At 68.4% G+C, this 18,115-nt stretch carries 14 protein-coding genes and 8 pseudogenes; 8 read left to right on the top strand and 14 right to left on the bottom strand.

Annotated elements, in window-relative coordinates; all coding sequences use genetic code 11:
* Positions 1 to 131 precede the first annotated feature (131 nt).
* A pseudogene (locus tag AAFF41_RS50495) lies at positions 132 to 667 on the top strand (hypothetical protein).
* On the opposite strand, the gene AAFF41_RS50490 reads toward AAFF41_RS50495, so the two are convergent.
* From AAFF41_RS50490 to AAFF41_RS50460, 7 genes and pseudogenes are all read right to left on the bottom strand, one after another.
* A complete protein-coding gene (locus tag AAFF41_RS50490; RefSeq protein WP_343326514.1) occupies positions 624 to 1,265 on the bottom strand; it encodes an IS5 family transposase in 642 nt (213 codons plus the stop codon). The pseudogene AAFF41_RS50495 and the gene AAFF41_RS50490 sit on opposite strands and share 44 nt — an antisense overlap.
* 53 nt (positions 1,266 to 1,318) lie before the next feature.
* Positions 1,319 to 1,603: pseudogene (locus tag AAFF41_RS50485) on the bottom strand (transposase); the annotation flags it as partial.
* A gap of 300 nt (positions 1,604 to 1,903) precedes the next feature.
* Positions 1,904 to 2,362, bottom strand: coding sequence for a carboxymuconolactone decarboxylase family protein (locus tag AAFF41_RS50480; protein WP_319753439.1), 459 nt, complete (start codon positions 2,360 to 2,362; stop codon positions 1,904 to 1,906).
* A gap of 125 nt (positions 2,363 to 2,487) precedes the next feature.
* Positions 2,488 to 2,961, bottom strand: coding sequence for a cupin domain-containing protein (locus tag AAFF41_RS50475; protein WP_343326568.1), 474 nt, complete (start codon positions 2,959 to 2,961; stop codon positions 2,488 to 2,490).
* 387 nt (positions 2,962 to 3,348) lie between these two features.
* Positions 3,349 to 4,239 carry an RNA polymerase sigma factor SigJ gene (sigJ, locus tag AAFF41_RS50470; RefSeq protein ID WP_343326513.1) on the bottom strand — a complete coding sequence of 297 codons (891 nt, stop codon included), beginning with the start codon at positions 4,237 to 4,239 and terminating at the stop codon, positions 3,349 to 3,351.
* A 165-nt stretch (positions 4,240 to 4,404) separates the two neighbouring features.
* The gene (locus tag AAFF41_RS50465) at positions 4,405 to 5,667 is read right to left on the bottom strand and encodes an MFS transporter (RefSeq protein WP_343326512.1); all 1,263 of its coding nucleotides are present in this window, start codon (positions 5,665 to 5,667) and stop codon (positions 4,405 to 4,407) included.
* Positions 5,668 to 5,701: 34 nt separating this feature from the next.
* The gene (locus AAFF41_RS50460) at positions 5,702 to 6,340 is read right to left on the bottom strand and encodes an HD domain-containing protein (RefSeq protein WP_319753436.1); all 639 of its coding nucleotides are present in this window, start codon (positions 6,338 to 6,340) and stop codon (positions 5,702 to 5,704) included.
* Positions 6,341 to 6,477: 137 nt separating this feature from the next.
* Here AAFF41_RS50460 and AAFF41_RS50455 point away from each other — a divergent pair, with 137 nt between their 5' ends.
* On the top strand, positions 6,478 to 7,455 hold the full coding sequence (locus AAFF41_RS50455) for a GlxA family transcriptional regulator (RefSeq protein WP_319753435.1): 978 nt from the start codon (positions 6,478 to 6,480) through the stop codon (positions 7,453 to 7,455).
* Between the two features lie 132 nt (positions 7,456 to 7,587).
* On the opposite strand, the gene AAFF41_RS50450 is transcribed toward AAFF41_RS50455, so the two are convergent.
* From AAFF41_RS50450 to AAFF41_RS50440, 3 genes are read right to left on the bottom strand one after another with little or no spacing between them, the layout of a single operon-like run.
* Positions 7,588 to 7,794: a hypothetical protein gene (locus AAFF41_RS50450; protein WP_319753434.1), complete on the bottom strand. Its 207-nt coding sequence runs from the start codon at positions 7,792 to 7,794 to the stop codon at positions 7,588 to 7,590.
* Positions 7,787 to 8,032: a hypothetical protein gene (locus AAFF41_RS50445; RefSeq protein ID WP_319753433.1), complete on the bottom strand. Its 246-nt coding sequence runs from the start codon at positions 8,030 to 8,032 to the stop codon at positions 7,787 to 7,789. The genes AAFF41_RS50450 and AAFF41_RS50445 overlap by 8 nt, the downstream gene beginning before the upstream one ends.
* 8 nt (positions 8,033 to 8,040) lie before the next feature.
* A complete protein-coding gene (locus AAFF41_RS50440) occupies positions 8,041 to 9,129 on the bottom strand; it encodes an alcohol dehydrogenase catalytic domain-containing protein (protein WP_343326511.1) in 1,089 nt (362 codons plus the stop codon).
* 102 nt (positions 9,130 to 9,231) lie between these two features.
* Between AAFF41_RS50440 and AAFF41_RS50435 the strand changes: the two genes are divergently transcribed.
* From AAFF41_RS50435 to AAFF41_RS50430, 3 genes and pseudogenes are all read left to right on the top strand, one after another.
* A complete protein-coding gene (locus AAFF41_RS50435; RefSeq protein ID WP_343326510.1) occupies positions 9,232 to 10,125 on the top strand; it encodes a LysR family transcriptional regulator in 894 nt (297 codons plus the stop codon).
* 214 nt (positions 10,126 to 10,339) lie between these two features.
* A pseudogene (locus AAFF41_RS52120) lies at positions 10,340 to 10,570 on the top strand (IS3 family transposase); the annotation flags it as partial.
* Between the two features lie 22 nt (positions 10,571 to 10,592).
* Positions 10,593 to 10,685: pseudogene (locus tag AAFF41_RS50430) on the top strand (telomere-protecting terminal protein Tpg); the annotation flags it as partial.
* Between the two features lie 397 nt (positions 10,686 to 11,082).
* Here AAFF41_RS50430 and AAFF41_RS50425 read toward each other — a convergent pair.
* Positions 11,083 to 11,541 (bottom strand): hypothetical protein, encoded by a 459-nt coding sequence (locus AAFF41_RS50425; protein ID WP_319753430.1) that lies wholly within the window; start codon positions 11,539 to 11,541, stop codon positions 11,083 to 11,085.
* Between the two features lie 145 nt (positions 11,542 to 11,686).
* Between AAFF41_RS50425 and AAFF41_RS50420 the strand changes: the two genes are divergently transcribed.
* Complete coding sequence (locus AAFF41_RS50420; protein WP_319753429.1) at positions 11,687 to 12,862, top strand: acyltransferase family protein; 1,176 nt, start codon at positions 11,687 to 11,689, stop codon at positions 12,860 to 12,862.
* 81 nt (positions 12,863 to 12,943) lie between these two features.
* Here the strand turns inward: AAFF41_RS50420 and AAFF41_RS50415 are convergent.
* The 3 genes and pseudogenes from AAFF41_RS50415 to AAFF41_RS50405 form a co-directional block, all read right to left on the bottom strand.
* Positions 12,944 to 13,463 (bottom strand): annotated as a pseudogene (locus AAFF41_RS50415) (integrase core domain-containing protein); the annotation flags it as partial.
* Positions 13,464 to 13,497: 34 nt separating this feature from the next.
* The gene (locus AAFF41_RS50410) at positions 13,498 to 14,019 is read right to left on the bottom strand and encodes a hypothetical protein (RefSeq protein WP_343326509.1); all 522 of its coding nucleotides are present in this window, start codon (positions 14,017 to 14,019) and stop codon (positions 13,498 to 13,500) included.
* A gap of 717 nt (positions 14,020 to 14,736) precedes the next feature.
* A pseudogene (locus AAFF41_RS50405) lies at positions 14,737 to 17,120 on the bottom strand (helicase associated domain-containing protein).
* Between the two features lie 575 nt (positions 17,121 to 17,695).
* On the opposite strand from AAFF41_RS50405, the pseudogene AAFF41_RS50400 reads away from it, so the two are divergent.
* Positions 17,696 to 17,963, top strand: a pseudogene (locus AAFF41_RS50400) (vWA domain-containing protein); the annotation flags it as partial.
* Positions 17,963 to 18,097: pseudogene (locus AAFF41_RS50395) on the top strand (cob(I)yrinic acid a,c-diamide adenosyltransferase); the annotation flags it as partial. The pseudogenes AAFF41_RS50400 and AAFF41_RS50395, both read left to right, overlap by 1 nt.
* Positions 18,098 to 18,115: the final 18 nt, after the last annotated feature.

Raw genomic sequence — 18,115 nt, 5'->3', positions numbered from 1 at the left:
CAGCGCGGCATATGGGTGAGAAGCTGTTGTCTTTCCGGGCTTGAGGGCTGCGTTTCCGCTGGTCGGGCGTAGGGTCGGCGGCGCCGTGGGAGTAGTGGCCTGTCGGGCTGTCGCTCCCCGGGAGGTCGTGGGTGCCGTCGGTGATTGGGCTGTTGGAACAGCGTGAGCTGGGTGCTTGCCGTCGTGTGGACGGGCTGCGGGAAGAGGCCGACCGTATCCAGGCCGACTGGCCGCGGCCGAGCAGGAATGCCAGGAGTGGGTGATCGCCCGCAGGCGGGTCGATGCGGTGCTGGCTCCGGACGGCTGCGGCACCGCCGGCACGGAGGTCACGCCGGATGTGCGGGGTGCGGATGCGCCCTCGGCGCCGCGGGATGCGGTGAAGCCGAAGTCGCAGGTGCCCATGTGGCGCCAGGGGCTGGCCTGGTCGGTGCTGTTGGTGGACTACCAGCGCATCCTGCAGGCGCTCGCGGACCGGAACCGGCTCCGTCAAGGGCCGCTGACCTGCCAGGAGATGGCCGCCGTGTTCGGCATGGACGTGGTGCCGGCACGGGTGGAGGCACTGCGGTCGAAGGCGAAACGTCTGGTCGCGCGGGGCTGGCTGGCCGAGCGGCAGCCGGGCCGGTTCACGCTCGCTGCGGGTGTGGCCGGGCCAGGCGGCGGGTCATGAGCAGGGTCATCGACCAGTAGATCATCGCCTCGGCGCTGGTGGTGTGGCGTTCGTAGTCGCGTGCCAGGCGGCGGGTGCGCATCAGGTGGGCGAACAGGCGCTCGACGAGCCACCGCTTGGGCAGCACCACGAAGCCGCGCACGTCGTCGCTGCGTTTGACGATCGCCAGGTCCAGGGCGAGCGTGGCCAGGCAGTACTGGACGAGGGGGCCGGTGTAGCCGCCGTCGGCCCAGACCAGTTCCAGCCGGTGGTGCACGTCGGCGACCTGCCCGAGCAGCACCTGGGCGGCGATGCGGTCACCGGTGTCCGCGGCGGTGACCATCACGCTCAGCAGCAGGCCGAGCGTGTCGACCACGACATGCCGCTTGCGGCCGTTGATCAGCTTGCCGCCGTCGAAGCCGCGGCTGTCGGAGCCGACGACAGCATCCGCTTTGACGGACTGCGAGTCGATCACTGCGGCTGTCGGCTCCGCATCCCGCCCCAGCTCCTGGCGGACCCTCGCGCGCAACCGGTCGTGGAACTCCTTGACCAGCAAGTTGTCCCGCCAGCGGCGGAAGAATGCGTAGATGCGGTTCCACGGCGGGAAGTCGGCGGGCATCGCGCGCCACTGATCCCGTTGTCCACGAGATACCGGATGGCATCGAGCATGGCCCGGTGGCAGTACCCCTCCGGCCGGCCGCCCCGGCCGCGCAGCCAGCCCGGCAGCGGCAGCAGCGGCCGGATCGCCGCCCACTCGGTATCCGTCAAGTCCGACGGATACCGACGCGGCCGCTGGGGCCAGTCAGCCGCGTTGCCGTACACATGCGCGAGGCAATCACAGGATGGAGGAGCCGGGTTGGACCGCCCGGCCGCCGACACTGAAGACTGCAGCACAGGGGTCTCCTGACGCTCTATGGATTCGACACCCACGAGCTGTTCAGGAGGCCCCCTCTCCATGTGCTCTCGTCCGACGAGGATCACCCCACCGGGAACCACGTTCGACTATCACTGCTCAAGATCGGATGGACCGGCGCGGCCTGGCCGCTCTGTTCTGATACCTCGTCAACTCGTACGGCACCTTCCGCCTCGACATGGACGAGCGGCTCAGCCTGGCTCCCCTGGCCGTTCCCCGTGCGCGTACGCCGTCGGACGCCTCCGCGCTTGTGTGGGCCGGGGCAGCTCGCACAAGCTGCCCGAGTGATTCCGCCATCACCTTCACGACGGTGGAGGCTTCGCGGGCCCGTATCACCGCCGGTGTCAGTTGCCGACGGGGTAGCGGCTGGTGATCGCGACGCGGTTGAAGGCGTTCATCACTGTTGCCAGCCAGGCGATTGCCGAGACCTGGTCTGGGGCGAGTATGGACGCGGCGGCGTTGAAGTCCTCGTCGCTGACGTGTCCGTCCGGCACGCGTGTGATCGCCTCGGCCAGGCGGAGGGCGGCGCGGTCGGTCTCGGAGAAGTAGCCGGTTTCTGCCCAGGCGGGCAGCACGGCGATCCGGTCGGGGTTTTCGCCCTTCTTGAGGGCGTCGCGGGTGTGCATGCGCAGGCAGAATGCGCAGCCGTTGATCTGAGAGGTGCGGATCCTCAACAGCTCGACCAGGAGCGGGTCGAGGCCCGCTGCGGCGGCGGCCTCTTCCACCTGTGACGACAGGGCGATGAGGGTCTTGTAGGCGGCCGGGTGCTGCTTGCCGATGTTGACGCGCTGGGGGTCGGTCATGACTCCTTCGATTCGTTCGGGTGGCCTGCGCCGCGCACTTGGCGTGCGTGGGGGTGGCCGGTCGGGTGTGTTTGGCAGGGGCCGAGTGTTGGGCGGGGCGGTTGCCGTCCGCTGCGTGCCCCGGGCTACCACGCCGGGTCGTTGACCTTGAGCTTTTCTCCGGTGTTGGAGACGAAGACGACCAGGAGCCTGGCCTGTTTGGTCCGGCTGGTGTTCTCGGTGAGGAGGTGGTGCGCACCCGGCGGCTCGACCCAGTTGTCGCCCTGGTCGTAGGTACTCACCGGCTTGCCTGCGAGCTGGCTGCGCACGGTGCCTTCCAGGACGTAGGCGTAGACGAACGCCTGGCCGTGCCGGTGCGGCATCGCGCGTGTGTTGGGCGGGAAGTCGACGATCACCGAGATGAACGTCTTGCCCTTCACATTCGGAAGGGCCTGCTGGAGCAGCCGCTTGAGGGTTTCGGCGGGGCGTGTCGATGCCATGGCCGCAGGTGATGCCACGGCGGTGGCCGGCCGCGTGGCGTGGGCGGGCTGGTTGGAGGTCGAGCAGGCCGTGGCCGCCGTCAGCGTGGCGCCGGCCAGGAGGCCGGCGGCGATCCGCATTCCGATCACGATGGGTCTCCTGATTCAGCCTTCCGTTGCCTGCCGTGACGCGGATGATCGTCTTGCCTGGGGTGCGCTTGCCGGGGGCGAAGGCGGAGGGCGCTTCGGCGAGCGGCCGCACAGCACCGACGAACGGCTTGAGCCGGCCGTCTCTCAGCCGCGCTGCGAGATCGGTGAGTCACGGTCTCGCACAGTGATGGCTTGCATACAGGTCCTTACTACGGAGGGGCGACCCGAGCGCACAGCGCTCGCGCGCAGGGCTCATAGCGGCTGCAGGTGGATGTATGCCGTGCCGCATGATCGATCTCACCTGCTCTGGCGTCTTCCTTCGTCGCCCGTTGTGCGTTCTCACCAGGGAGACGAGGTGACCCCCACGTGTGTGACAGCTCAGACGTGCACGAGTTTGTCGGGATTGAGGACCCTGCGGTACGCGGTGATCAGATCGCCTGTGATCTGGACCGTGTCGACGGAGTAGACCCGGCCTTCCCGGTGGAAAACGAACGCGAGCTCGCCGCCGACCTCGGCGAAATCGATGCGGTCCGGGTGCCACTGGCGCCCCGTACGCACCATGACCTCGGCGACGCGCTCGCCGCCGTGAATGAGCTTGCGTGCCGCCAAGGCCTTGCCGCCGCCGTCGGTGACGTAGACGGCGTCTGGGTGGAGGAGCCTGACCAGGCCGGCCAGGTCCCCGGCCTCGTAGGCGGCGCGGAAGACCGTGAGGACCCGTTCGCGCTCCGCCTTCGACGCCTGCGGCGTGGACTGCTTTGTCTTGGCCACCCGCCGTCGTGCCCGCGAGGCGAGCTGCCGGGCACCCGGCACGGAGACGTCCAGCACTTCGGCGATCCGGCCGAACTCCAGGCCGAAGACATCGTGCAGGACGAAGGCCACCCGCTCCGGCGGGCTCAGCTCTTCCATGATCAGGAGCATCGCCGAGCTGACGGACTCGTCGACGAGTACCGGCTGCGACGCGTCCGGCCCTGTCAGCAGCGGCTCCGGCAGCCACGGCCCGACATAGGTCTCCCGGCGGAAGCGGGCGCTCTTGAGAATGTCGTACGCTCGTCGCGCGGCCACCGTCACCAGCCAGGCCCGCAGATCATCGACGTCCTGCAGATCCGCTCCGGCCGCCCGCAGCCACACGTCCTGGGTGACATCCTCGGCATCAGCCACAGTCCCCAGCAGTCGGTAGGCCACACCGAAGACCGCGGGCCGGTGCCTCTCCCATTCGGCTCCGAGCGGGTCCTCCTGCTTACACCGTCCGGGCCCATGCCCGTCACCCATACAGATCGCAACCTTCCTCCAGCTTGCGGATGTAGCGCAGCTATTTCGATCTCAGGATCTTCGAAGACAGCTCCGCAGAAGCGAGCCGACCCGCTCCGACACGACAGCCGTAAGTCCTGATCAAGCTGCTTTGGGGATGGTGCCGACGTAGGGCGTGCGGCGCGCTCAGCAGCGGGACCGTTCGCTGCGAGGTCCGCTTTCCCAGCCCGCGCGTATCGGATCGCCGGTGGGCCTGTGAGCACGTGATCGTCCGGCGCGCAGGGCCGCACCCAAGGACAGCGCCCCGACGAAGCCGACGTACAGATAGCCCGTGGTCTCCAGCCCCCATGAGGGCGCCGCGAGCCCGGCCGCGAGGGCCGGAAGACTCAACGCCGCATAGCTGATCACGTAGACGGCCGAGAAGACCTCCGACCGCGACTTCACGGTGGTGACCGCGCTGATGGCGCGGAGGTTGCCGTTGAACGTCAGGCCGACGCCCAGCCCCGCGACGACCGATCCGCCCGCGTATACGGCCGGCGAAGCAACAGCGATGGCCACCGCCAGCCCGGACGCACCCAGAGTCAGGAGAACCGCCCCCAGCAAGGTGGCGAGCCGAGCCGCATGCCGAACGGACCACAACCCGCCCACGCTGTTGGCCACAAACAGCGCCGCGATGCTGAGCCCGCCCGCAGCGCCGGACCGCACATGCAGGACATTGCTCACCAGGGACGGAGTGAGCGCGAGGAACAGGCCCGTGACGGACCACCCCGCGACGAGGGCGGGAACGGAGGCGAAGAACTCCGGCCGGGCTTCCCGAGGAACCCGGACTCTGGGTCGCAACGACGCCAGTCCCACCGCTCGCGGGACGAGTGTCTCAGGGATCGTGAGGACGACCGCGGCCAGAACGACGAAGGTCAGCGTCAGAACGGGAAAGACATACGCATCGGGGCGTGAGGTCGACTGAACCAGCAGCCCCACCACACCGGCGCCGGTGGCCATGCCGATACTCGTGCCCACCGCTGTTGTCGTGGGCCCCAGATGCGGACGTCTCTTGGGTGAGAGCTCGACCAGTCCGGCGGCAAGAGTGCCCGTGGCCGTCCCCGTGGCGATGCCCTGCACCACCCGGGCGATCAGGAGGGAGACGACGCCGTCGGCCGTCCAGAAGATCGCCGTGCTGGTCGCCGCCACCAGAAGGGCGGCGACCAGCACCGGGCGGCGACCCAGCTGGTCACTCAGCGATCCGACCATCAGCAGGGCGCCGAGCAGACCCACGACATACACGGCGAAGATCACTGTCAGCATCGTGACCGACAGGCCCCAACGCTCCCGGTACAGCGGGTAGATTGGTGACGGTGCGCTTGCCGTGGCCATCATCACCACATTGGCGCAGGCCAGCACGGCGAAGGCCGCACCTCGCCCGAGACGACGCCCCTCGCGAGGGCCACTCACACGTTTCATCACGTTGCCTTTTACGGCGCCTTGATCAGCTCGGCCAGGGAGCGCCCATGATGCGCTCGACCGTGGTTGTGCGCTGGAAGCCGGGAATGAAATGCTCCAGCACATCCGAATTCACGGTTCCGTTCGTGGTCTCCGGGCGGTGCTTGAGTCCCTCGACGAAGGCCTGCAAAAACTCGTTCTTGAAGTCACCCCGCGGATGAACGGCGGTGATCTCGTCCACCTGGCTGCGATCCAGCTCATCCAGGCCCAGGCCGAGCACGTCGGTCAGAACCCCCAGATTCGTGATGGCGATCTCCGGGCCCATCCGCCCGGGAATTCCCGGGGTCGTGTGCAGCGCGATCGCCGTCCACGCCACGTCGGCGGCCGTGGCCGGGAAACCGCGGTCGAGCATGAACTTGCGTGCGTGGTCGGCTCCATCGACCTCGAAGCGCTGCTCAACGTCGGAAAACGGCGTCAAGAGGCCGGTGTCGTGAAACATGGCGCACAGGTAGAGAAGCTCCGGGTCGGGCTCCAGGCCGAGCCTGTGAGCATGCATGGCGCCGAAGACGAAAACGCGCCGGGAGTGGTGGTAGATGAGGGGGCTGGTCATCTCCTGCATGAGGCGGGTGGCCTCGGCGACCGCCGCCGTTTCAGGAATCTCTACCCCCGCGATGATCTCGCTCATGACCTCTGCTCCTTCCGATATCGGTGTGTTACGAATGGACGGTGCGTCCGTCTTCCACACTGCCAACCACCCGGCGTCCGGCGCTCCCTCGGTCCGGCCAGGAGTCACCTGAATCCGGACAGGCGGGCAGCGGGGTTGTGGGCTCCGCCACGCATCGGGTTGCGATCCTCGTCTATGACGGGGTCAAACTCCTGGACGTCGTCGGCCCCGCGGAGGTATTCGGGGAAGCGAACCGGCTCGGTGCCGACTACAAGATCGTGCTGGTGTCACCGACCGGTGCCGATGTCACCTCGTCCATCGGGATCCGGATCGCGGTCGACGCCGCCGCCACGGAGTCTGCCCCTGACACGTTCCTGGTGGCCGGCGCAGACCTCTACCCGCGCACACCTGTGCCCCGTGATCTGATCGAGGCCACGCGAACGCTGGCGGGCCGGGCCGGCCGGGTCGCGTCCATCTGCACCGGAGCATTCATCCTCGGCGCCGCCGGCCTCCTGGACGGCAAGCGCGCCACCACGCACTGGAAGGTCGCGCACGAGCTCGCCGCCCGCTGCCGGGCCAGCCGCGTCGAACCCGACGCGATCTACGTCCGTGACGGCACCATCTACACCTCGGCGGGTGTGACCGCCGGAATCGACCTGGCACTGGCACTCGTTGAGGAGGATCACGGCCCTGATCTGACCCGCGACGTCGCCCGCGCCCTGGTGGTCTATTTGCAGCGTTCGGGCGGCCAGTCACAGTTCTCCGCGCCGCTGCAAGGACCGCCGCCCCGATCTCCGGCCCTCCGCAGAATCACCGACTTGATCACGGCGAATCCCGGGGGAAACCACTCACTCGGCGAACTAGCCAAGCACCTCAATGTGAGCCCTCGACATCTCACGCGGCTCTTTCGCGACGAGCTGTCCACCACGCCGGCCCGGTACGTGGAGATGATCCGCTTCGACATGGCCAAAGCTCTACTCGACCAAGGGCATACCGCGACGCAGACGGCATCCCTTGCCGGATTCCCGAATTACGAAAGTATGCGGAGAGTTTTCGTGAGGAAATTGTCGCTCAGCCCCGCCGCCTATCAGCGCCGCTTCAGCACAGCGCGCCCAGCCAACGCGAAGGAGCGGTAAGGCGAAGTTGTCGCTGCACGGACACCAATGCGTCACAGGCGGTTGCGCTGCCCGGGTGCGATTTTGTTCCACACGCAGGTTCGTCCACCACATCCGCGACACCTCGCGACAGCACAGCCTTCCCAGGCGCGCTCACAGAACCTGCACGGCCAGCCGGACGCCCTGGCCGCCCAGCTCGTCGACCAGCAGGCCTACCTCAGGCTCGCCGAGAACCTGGAGGGCTTCCTGGCCCGGCTGCGTGAGAGCGCCCGGACCACCTCGGTCCTCGAACGTCAGCGCGTCCTGCGCGCGGTGGTCAAGGAAGTCCGTATCGGCGCCGACAAGTTCACCGTCAGGCACTCGATCCCGTCCACCAGTTCCGACCCGACCCCGGGTTACCCATTGCGATGCGGTCGTGCACGTCACCGAGGCGTGCGAAACGTGCCGGCCGCACAGCATCGTCGATGTCGCGGCCGGCGCGGCCACCCTTGCCGATGTCGAGACGTACCCTCCCGGCACCACTGACCTCGCCGAGGCCGGGCGGCATCATCCGATCAGGATTCTTGTTCGAATCCCGAGCCCGCTGATCGGTATGCATACAGCTTCTCAGCGAGCCGGTGGGGTGAGGGTGGTGCGGTCGAACGGGCCACCATGTGAGGCGGCGTACGTGACGGCGTCGTTGACGGCGCTGAGGCCGAACGACCGGACCCGTTCGGGGGCGAGGTCCAGGGTGCCCGAAGCGAGGAGCCGGATGATGCCGACGATCGCTGTACGCGGGTACATCCACTGGCCGCGCACGGTGATCGAGTTGCGCATGATCCATGGGTACGGGAGTGCGAGGTCGTCGCCACCGAGCATGCCGACGCCGCCCATGAGAACGACGCGGCCGTATTCGCGCACGGTCATGGCTGCCATGCGCGCTGCCGAGCTGGGTGCGCTCGGCGGTAGCAGGTCGATCACCATGTCGATCGGGCCGTCGGCCGCCGCGGACATCGCCGCGCGGTCGCCGGCCTCGTCCCCGGTGAGAGGGACCGGGCGCACGAGCGGACCGAACCGGTCGGCGAGGAGGTCGAGCGCGGCCTGGTTGCGGCCTGGGGCGACCACGCGGCCCGCCCCCATGGCGAGCGCGACCGCGACCGCACTGCTGCCGAGATTGCCGGTGGCCCCATTGACGAGCAGCGTCTCACCGGCTGCGAGCCCGCCGGCCAGCAGCCCGCCGTAAGGGATGACGTGCACGCCGAGTGCGGCCCAGCGGGCCGGGTCGTCCCCCGCCGCTGCGGGGAGCGGGAAGACGTTCTCCGTCGGGACCCGCATGAGCTCGGCGTACGATCCGTCATGCAGGTACCGGGCGAGGCGCGCGCCGCCCTCGCCGCGGGAGCTCCAGCCCTGGAGCGTGATGTCGGGCGTCAGGGCGTCGTCCCGCGAGCGCACCGTCGAGTCGCACCACACCAGGTCGCCGGGGCGCAGCCGGGTGGCGTCCGGGCCCACGTGGACGACCCGTCCCACGCCGCCGATCCCGGGCACGACGGGCGGGACCAGGGGGTAGGTCCGCTCGCCGCTGAAGACCTCGGCCGCGTAGGGCGCCACGCTGGCGGCGAGGACCTCGACCACCACCTCGCCGCCGCCAGCCTCGGGGTCGGGTACCTCCCGCACCGTGAGCGGGGCACCGAACTGCGTCAGAACTGCTGCTCGCACGTGATGACCTCCGTGTTCGTCCGTGTTCGTCGGGATCGACACTAGGAACCCGACGGGCATGCGGGAAGCGACGATCAAGCACCTGTGGTATGCGTACACCGCATGGACATCTCCAGCACAGGCCTACGGGTCCTGCGGCAGATCGCCGAGTCCGGCAGCTTCACCGCAGCAGCCACCCGGCTCGGCTACACCCAGTCGGCGGTCTCACGCCAGGCCGCCTCCCTCGAACGAAGCGCGGGCACTGCCCTGTTCGAACGCCGCCCCGACGGAGTGCGGCTCACCCCCGCGGGTCTGACTCTGTTGCGCCACGCTCGCACGATCCTGGACTGTTTGACGGCGGCCGAGCGTGACCTCACCGGCACCGCCTCGCGTACCGAACTGGTGCGGCTCGGGCTGTTCCTGAGCGCGGGCGCGGCCATCCTGCCTCTCTCACTCACCCGCCTCGCGGCGACCGACCCGCAGATCACGGTCACGACCACCGAGGGCACCACACCCTCCCTGATCCGGGCACTGCGCGCGGGCTCGATCGACCTCGCCGTGCTGACGTCCCGCCCGCCCCACCGGCCTTTGGACGGCGAGTCGCCGCGCCTGCACGTCGAGACCGTTGCGGACACCGAACTGGTCGTGGCGGTGCCTTCGACCGGAGAGTTCGCCGGCCGCACCGCGGTGCACGTCGACGAACTGGTCGACGCCCTGTGGATCGCCGCCCCGGCGTCGAACGCCGAGCCACTGCTCGGGGTCTGGCCCGGCCTGCCCGGACGGCCGGACATCGTCCACTGCGCGCGCGACTGGCTGACGAAGCTTCAGCTGGTCGCCGGCGGCTTCGGGGTGACAACGGTGCCCTCACGGCTCTCGCCGGTGCTGCCGCCTGGGGTGAGCCTGCTGCACGTCAAAGGCGCACCTCCCGAGATCCGCCGGGTTCTCGTGGCGCGACTCCCCGGCCACGCCACCCCGGCGATCACGGCCGTCACCCGAGCAATTGCCTCGACCACCTGATACGTGCCGCCGAGACCGTCAGATTCGGTGCCGTAGCCTGCCGAGGGCGCACACCATCACGTGTACCTCGGCATTGACCAGGGCCCTTTCAGCAGGAGCACCCCGCTGCTGCCCGCGCAAGTACCCCGGTGACGTCAGAACTCGGGCTCGGGCACAGATTTCGAGGACCGGTTACGGTGCGTGTTGGCCACTGGTACCCGGCAGTGGTGCACTGATGGCCAGATCCGGCGAGGCCAGTAACTTTCCCGTGCAGCAGATGTGCACCTGGGCGGGAGTATCCACGTCGGGCTTCTACCACTGGAGATCGAGGCTATTGTCGGCCACCGCGAAGCGCGGTGCGGAACTGAGGGCTGTCATCCTCCAAGTCTTCTCCGACTCTCAGGAGACCTACGGCTACCGGCGTGTTCACGCCGCGCTCCAGCGGATGAACGTGCAGGCCGGAGCGGAACTGGTCCGCGCGCTGATGCGCGAGGTTCGGGTTCACCGCGGCGCCCGGCACCACCGACGACGCCCGGATCCGCGACATCACCCAGGCCCTGCCGCCCGTCTACGCCGACCGCGCCCGACCCCGTTCAGTCTCTGTGGCGGTGACGACGGCCGGATCGGAGCAGCGCACGAGCGGGGCGGCTGCAAGACCAGGTAAGCGGCCCTCCGCACGTCGGCCGCGGTCTGCTTGCTGGCCGCCCGTTCTCCTCAGCAGCTCAGCCGCGCCCCCGAAGCCCACCCTCCGCGCTGCACGGTCGCAGGCGGCGCCGTCGGCGAAGGCGAGCGCCGTCAACACGAGCGTCCGGCCGCGCCCGGCCGACCCTTCCCACAGCAGACGGTTGGCGGCGACCGCGGAACCTGATGCCATTGCTCCCAGTAGGGCAGAAGTCGGCATGGCCGCCGGTACGCGCCAAGCGGCAGCTGACTGGCCGCGATGGCGACGTGCACCGGGGGGCTGCAGAGGTTATTCCGTCATGCCGTCACCCGTGCCTGGAAAGGAATCCGGGTGACTCCTCGCATCCGCAGGATGCTCCCGCTCGCGGGGTCCTGCGGTGCGTCGGGGGAGAGGGTCTGGTCGACGTCGGTCCGGGCGGCGGTGAGCGCGGCGAGGGCCGGAGCGGTGAGGCCGGCGGCCAGCGCGCCGCGCAGCAGGTTGCGGCGCTTCATCGGATCATCTTCTCCATGGCGGGACTCCGTGCTGAGAACGGCGGTGTCTTCCCAGGGTTGCGCAGCAAGTCCCAGGAGGGCACGGGGAAAGCGCAGTCCGCCGGCGATTCGCTCGACAGTCGCGAGGGCGGTGACAGCTGTGGTGCCCCGGGCGATCTGGCTGACGCGCTCGGACTTGAGCGCGCAGGCTTCGGCGATCCGGTTGTAGGAGATCCCCGCGTCGTGGGCCATGGCGAAGACGAGGGTGAAGTCCCGCTCGCTCACGCGTCCCGCAACAGGAGATCGTGTGCTCGGCAACCATTCCGTCTGCCCGTTGGTCATGTGATCGGGGTTCATAGGGCCCTGACAGCAAAGAACAACCCTGGAATGGGGATGCATGACCCAGGCGGAGCACAGGGGACGGGTCGACGTGGCCACGAGGCGTGGGAACGAGGGGGCGGTCGCACCCAATGTGCCGCTCCTGCGGTCGGCGCCTGCGGGGCGGGTGATCGTGGCCAGGCCGGCCGTCCACAGGGACCGGCTCGCCGCGCTGGACGGCCTGCGGTTCCTGGCGGCGCTGGCGGTAGTGCTGTTCCACTTCGTCGGCCAGACCCCCTGGGCGATGATCACGATCTGGGGCCGCCCGTATCGGAGCACGTTCCCCGAGGCGCACGGGTACTTCGCCTACGGCCGGCTCGGCGTCGACCTGTTCTTCCTGATCAGCGGGTTCGTCATCTGCATGAGCGCGTGGGCGCGCACCCCGCGCGACTTCTTCATCTCGCGCGTCACCCGTCTGTACCCGATGTACTGGATCGCGATCGTGGTGTCGGCGTGCGTCATCTACCTGACCGACAGCCCGTTCGGGCACCCCAACCCGCGGCTGCTGTTCGCGAACTTCACGATGTTGCAGACCCCACTCGGCGTGGACAACCTGGACTCGGTCTACTGGACGCTCTGGCCGGAACTCTGCTTCTACCTCACCTTCGCGGTCGTGGTGTGGAAGGGGCTCACGTACCAACGGGTCGTGATTTTCTGCGGGTTGTGGACGGTCGCCGCGGTGCTGGCGCCCGGCGCCCAGATCCCGTTGCTCTCACTGATCGTCAACCCGACGTCCGCCCCGTACTTCATCGCGGGCATGGCCTTCTACCTCATGCACCGCTACCGGCCGACGCCACTGCTGTGGGGGATCGTCGCCATGTCGTGGCTGCTGGCTTTGCACTTCCTGCTGGCACCCGTCGGCGGCCGCAACAACTGGGACACCTGGGCGCCTTGGCGCGGCTGGCTGATCGTGGTGACCACGGTGTTCTTCCTGCTGATCGCCGCCATCGCACTCGGCTGGACCCGCTGGATCCGCTGGCGCGGCCTGACCGTCGCCGGCACCATGACCTTCCCGCTGTATCTGCTGCACGACACCGTCGGCATGACCATCGCGCACTACTACGGCGACCGGGTCGCCCCCTGGGCCCTGGTCGGGGTCACGGTGAGCGCGTTGATCGTCCTGGCGTACCTCGTGCACCGGTTCGTCGAGCGGCCGATCGCACAGGCCATGCGGCGCTGGCTGAACACCGCGGCGTTCGGTCTGCAGCCGCCGACGCCGCGCCGCTGAACAGACGGTGCCCCGTCCTGCCCGCTGCCTGAAACGGTGAACGCGGAGCGGCTGCGGGTGCCGATTAATTACCCGGCCTGGTCAAGCGACATGTCGGTACTCGTGAAGGGTTCCGCCGAGGCGGTCTCGGCGGTGGACCTCCAGGTGGCTGATGTGTCCTGGCGCGCTGATCGGCTCGGGTATCGGGCGGAGCGGCGTACTCCAACGTTCTGTGCGGTCGATGCTCGTTGTAGAAGGTCTCGAACTCGCGGAGCGCGTGGAGAAGGTGGCTCTGGTTCCAGATCAGCGTTCGGTCCAGGAGTTCGCGTCGGCAGGTCTGAATCCAGCGCTCCATGATGGAGTTCATCCGCGGTATCCGTACGCCGCTTCTGATGATCCTGAGTCCGGCGTCGGCGAGCATGGCGTCGAAGGCCTGCGTGAACTTGGAGTCGCGGTCGCGGATCAAGAACCTGGGTCTGCTGCCCGCGTCCTCGAGGTCCATGAGGAGATTGCGTCCGACCTGCACGACCCACTGCGCGGTGGGGTGCGTGGTCACGCCCAGGACCCGGATGCGCCGGGTGGAGTGCTCGATGACGGCAAAGACGTACAGGCGTGCCCCGGTGTCCTGACCTGCTGTTTCGTATTCTGGTCCTAGACTAGCTGACCTGCTGCAATGCCCAGTAGTGCGGCTCGATGGGGACCTTCCTCACCATAATTCGACCGGTTACGTCGGGACTGTCCACCAGCTTCCCCCACGAGTTGGATTGGTCGCCGGGGGTGTGCTCGATGTCGGCCCACACCACACTGCCGGGCCCAGCGGAGCCGTAGGAGACGGTCCACTCGGCGTACTTGTCAGCGCAATCGTTGACCATCACTCTGTAGTCCGTCGTCAACTTCAGGCAGGTGCGCGGGTTGGAACCCGGCGTGGAGACTTCCATCGTTCCGTTGGGGCGTTGCCGTACCTGCCAGTTCGCCGAGGTGGACCCGTTGTCCGTGCAGGCGCCCAGCGACACCATGCCGATACTCGCGTGCGTTTTGGGCCAGACCAGACACTTGCCGTCGCTGAGAGCCGCGAACCGGTAGACCCCGTCGACGAGCGGGGCGGCGTAGGCGGGTTGCGCGAGTGCGGCAGTGGCCGCAACCGCGGCGGCCATGACAGCGATGACGCGTGAATGCATGGGATGGGACTCCTCGAACAGCCGTGGTCGAGCCGATCGCACCGCACAGACGCTGTCGCTGCACATTCCGCCGAAGACAGCGGCGGCACCGATCCTGGAACACCGGCCCGCCCGGTAGCGGCCTGCGGTGGCCGCTGTCACTCGCCTGGCTGAGCCGCATCACCCGATGGCGTGGCGGCTCGGGGCTGTGGCCTCGCCGATGAGAACCCCATGAACAGCGGGGACGGATGTCGGGGCGATGTGCCGGGTTCGGCCGACTGCTCGCGCTCGTAGACGGCGCGGGCCTCGTTCACGGCGCCCTGCCAGCTGCGGTCGATACCGCCGGCGGTGAGTCAGCCGCTACGCAGCCGCGCGTTGTCCGTCGGTTCGGTAGGTTCCCCGTGTCAGCATTCCGGTAGGCGTCCTGCCACGCACAGCACAGGGCGCTCCTGCCGTGCGCGGCCGCCCGCCCCCCGCTCCGTGACGGCTGCGCACGGCGTCCCGCTCACCGAGCCCCGCTGGCGCCGAGGATGCGCCCGGCCTCGATCCGATATCTCCAACCTTGACCGGGTCGACGGGGCCACCGATGTCCCGGTTGGCGGCAGTATGTACGTGGGTGAGGGCCGGAGACCGGGCGGGGCTCGGGCCCTCACAGGATCGCGTGCCTATCCGTGGGGCGTGCGATGTCGTGTCAACGATTCGGTGCGGGTGGTGTGAGCGGGCGCTGTCGCTGATCCGTCAGGCAGCCCATGCCAGTCCGAGGCTGGCCAACGCGGCGAGCTTGTCGGCGGTCAACTTCCCGCGTCTGCTCTTGGTGTTGGAGAGGAACACGCCGAGTCGGACCTGGGTCCCGTCCGGCAGCGTCTCGACGTGGCTTCTGGGGACGGTCACGGTGCCCTCGCGGGCCTTGTACTGCGCGAGGGCCGCAATGCCCCGCTCGAAGGCGCTCAGGGGCGTCGTGGAGGGCTTCGCGGGTGCTTCCGGCTGGGGTGCCGGCGGCACGATGCCGAGTTGTTCGAGGCGTTTGCGCTGCCCGTCCGCCAGGGCCTGCCAGACGTCCGCTTTCCGCTGCCGGGCGAGCCACTTTCCGATGTCCATGCCGTGGATGGTGAAGCCGGGCAGGACGTCGGCCTGGCCGTCTTCGTCGCGTACCAGTTCGTGTAGTGCGGCGTAGTGCCGTTGCCAGTCCGCCGGCCACGACGGGTTCCAGTCTGCGTCGATGGCCTCCAGCGCCGCTTCCCACTCGGGGCGTTCGGCCAGCGCACCCGGCCGCCGCAAATTCGAAAGCCACTGTCCTACGGGCCGGTCCAGCATCGTCGCGGAGCGGGGTGCGCAGAGTGTCCAGTGTTGGTTGTGGTACGCCTTCGCGGCTTCCAGGTTCTCCTGGAACCGTTCATCGGCGAGGCTCCAGACCATGCCGACTTTCTCCAGCCGCTGCGCCCGTAGCCCGGTCATCTGTCCGGCGCCGTAGGCCCGTCGTTGTTCTGCGACCCACTGTCCGAGAGGGTACGCGCCCTCCCGGTGTCCGTAGGGAACTCGGGCGTGTGCTTCACGTTCGGTGAACTTTTTGAGTGAAGTCCAGCCGCGGGCCCAGTCTTGCTTCTCGGTGTCGATCACGTTGAAGGAGACCCAGTCTGCGACCATCACGGGGTCCCTGGGGGCCGCGAACCGCAGCAGCAGCCGGGATTCTTCCTCGCCTTCCTCAGGTGCCGCGCCGATGTACTCGGACGGCTGGGCGACGTCCTTCTGGGGCTCCTGCGGGATGGCGAGCAGTTCCACGGCCTCTTCATCGTGAGCCCGCAGCCCTTCAAGAACCTTGACCAATGGGCGGTAAGAGCCGGAGGTGAACATGTCCTCGGGCTTTTCCCCGGGCTGGAGAAATACCGGCACAATCAAAGAGGCGAGCTTCCCCTGTCCTGGCTTTTGCCGGAGCGCGCGGCCGATGGCTTGGACGATGTCGTGGGGTGCGCCCTTGGGGTCGAGGAGGGCGACGGAGTCCACGGCGCGGATGTCGACGCCCTCGCCCAGGACGCGGCAGTTGGAGAGGATCGCACGCCGGGCGGTGGTGCCGAACGAGCCGAGGACGCCCCGCCGGTGTGCGGGTACGTGTTCGCCGCACAGCCAGTCCGCCCAGATCCGAGCGGGGTACGTCTCCGGCTGGTCCGCGTGCAGTTTGGCCGCGACGCGTTCCAGGCCCTCCGCGTAGGCCTGTGCCTCTATGGTCCGGTGGTGGAAGGTGATGCAGGTCTGGAGCCCGTGCTGGCTCATGGTGTGCAGGAGCGCGGCCTGCAAGGCTCCGAGGCGTTGCCCGCGTACTTCTTCGGTGTGCCGGTCCTCGCCCATCAGCCGTTCCGGGGTGACGAGGGGGTCTTGGAGCTCCAGGACGATGATCTGGTACCGGGCAAGCAGCCCGCGGGACACGGCCGATGCGAGCGACAGTTTGTACAGGACGGGCCCGAAGACGTTCTCGTCGTCCATGGAAGCCGCCATCTCCCGCGGTAGCGGATCGCGCACTCCCTCGGCAACCTCCCGGTTGAGCCGCTCCTGCCAGATCCGCGGCGTCGCCGTCAGGTACAGCCGCCGGTGTGCCGGGATGACGCTCTGGTCATGGATGTCCGCCCACGCCTTGCCCATCGACCCAGAAGTCCGGTGCGCCTCATCCACCACCGCGAGGTCCACCGGCGCCAACTGCTGCCCGTAGACGCCCTCGAACGCCTCCGCCAGGACACCGAGGCTGGCGTACGTCGCGTAGATGGTCACCGGTCCGGAGCCGTGCCACAGCGCCAGCTGCACAGGGTTCGTGGTGGAGCGCACCCGAAGCCCCGCAGCTCCGGATCGTCCTGGAGCGAACACACCGCAACCGCCGGCCCCGTGTGCCCGGCCGCGTGCCACGCCTGCACCGTCTGGGACAGAAGGTCCAGTGTCGGCACCAGGACGAGAACGCGGCCCTTGGGCACAAGCCGCTTTGCCGACGCGGCAGCAATGATGGTCTTTCCCGTGCCGCACGCGGCGTGCACCTGCCCGCGCAGGCCATTGGAGGGAATGCCGCCCGGCGGGATGTCGAGTCCGCGCACAATGGCGGCAACGGCCTCGATCTGGTGGTCACGCAGTTTCAAGGCCATTCCCGTGTGCTCCTTTTCGCGGAATGTTGGCGCGCAACAAGAAAGGGAAGTCCGGAGCGGAGAAGGGTTCCGGGGTGATGCTGTCTGATCCCAGATTCTACACAGTACATCACCATGATGCATCACTCTCACATTAAGCTCCGACCCCAGGGTGACACGTGACCGATTCTCGCCCTGTCGCGTTCGTTTGGTGTGCATGCTGACGGAGTGTCATCGGACTGCTCGACTTTTTCGACGGGCACTTGAGGGTGGGGGAGGGGTTCGGGTGGAGCGCAGCGGAGCCCGTCACCGCGGTGGGCCGGCACCCGTCAGACTGACGTTCCGTCACATCGGTTGTGGGGGTGGTAGCTTGGGATCCCTAGTCGCTACACAGACCCCAGCGTTGATGCACCACCCCTTGTAGCCAGCCCCAGGAGGCCCGCTTGCGGGACTCCCTCAATTCGCGCTTGCGCGAATTGACATTCCATCAGAATTCCGTTTACGGAATTCTATTCCCGCGTTTACGCGGGAATTCCAAATTGCGCTTGCGCAATTCGGACTCTATGCCCCGGCTTGCGGCAGTGGCCCGCTCCGGGCGGCCGTTGGTCGTCGTGGTGACCGACGGGCGGGCCACCGGTGGCCCTGAGCCCGTCGCGCTCGCCGAACGGGCGGCGCGGCTGTTCGCGGCCGACCAGGTCGCCTCCGTGGTCGTCGACTGCGAGGCGGGACCCCGTGCGGCTCGGACTCGCGGGGCGGCTCGCGGGCGAACTGGGCGGCACGGCGGTGACGTTGGACGAGTTGCGGGCCGACGCGATCGCCGGGCTCGTGCGCGATGTCCAGGGGACTTCGAGGAGGGCCGCGTAATGCCACAGGGGCAGCCGAGTGTCGTACCCGAGGACGGACTGACGACGCGTCAGCGCCGCAACCGGCCGCTGGTCGTGGTGCACACGGGGATCGGGAAGGGCAAGTCCACCGCCGCCTTCGGGCTGGCGCTGCGCAGGTGCTGATCGGGAGGA

This window comes from Streptomyces mirabilis (assembly GCF_039503195.1).
Taxonomy (GTDB): domain Bacteria; phylum Actinomycetota; class Actinomycetes; order Streptomycetales; family Streptomycetaceae; genus Streptomyces; species Streptomyces mirabilis_D.
The sequence above is the reverse complement of the archived record's forward strand: the minus strand, read 5'-3'. Positions and strand labels throughout refer to the sequence as shown.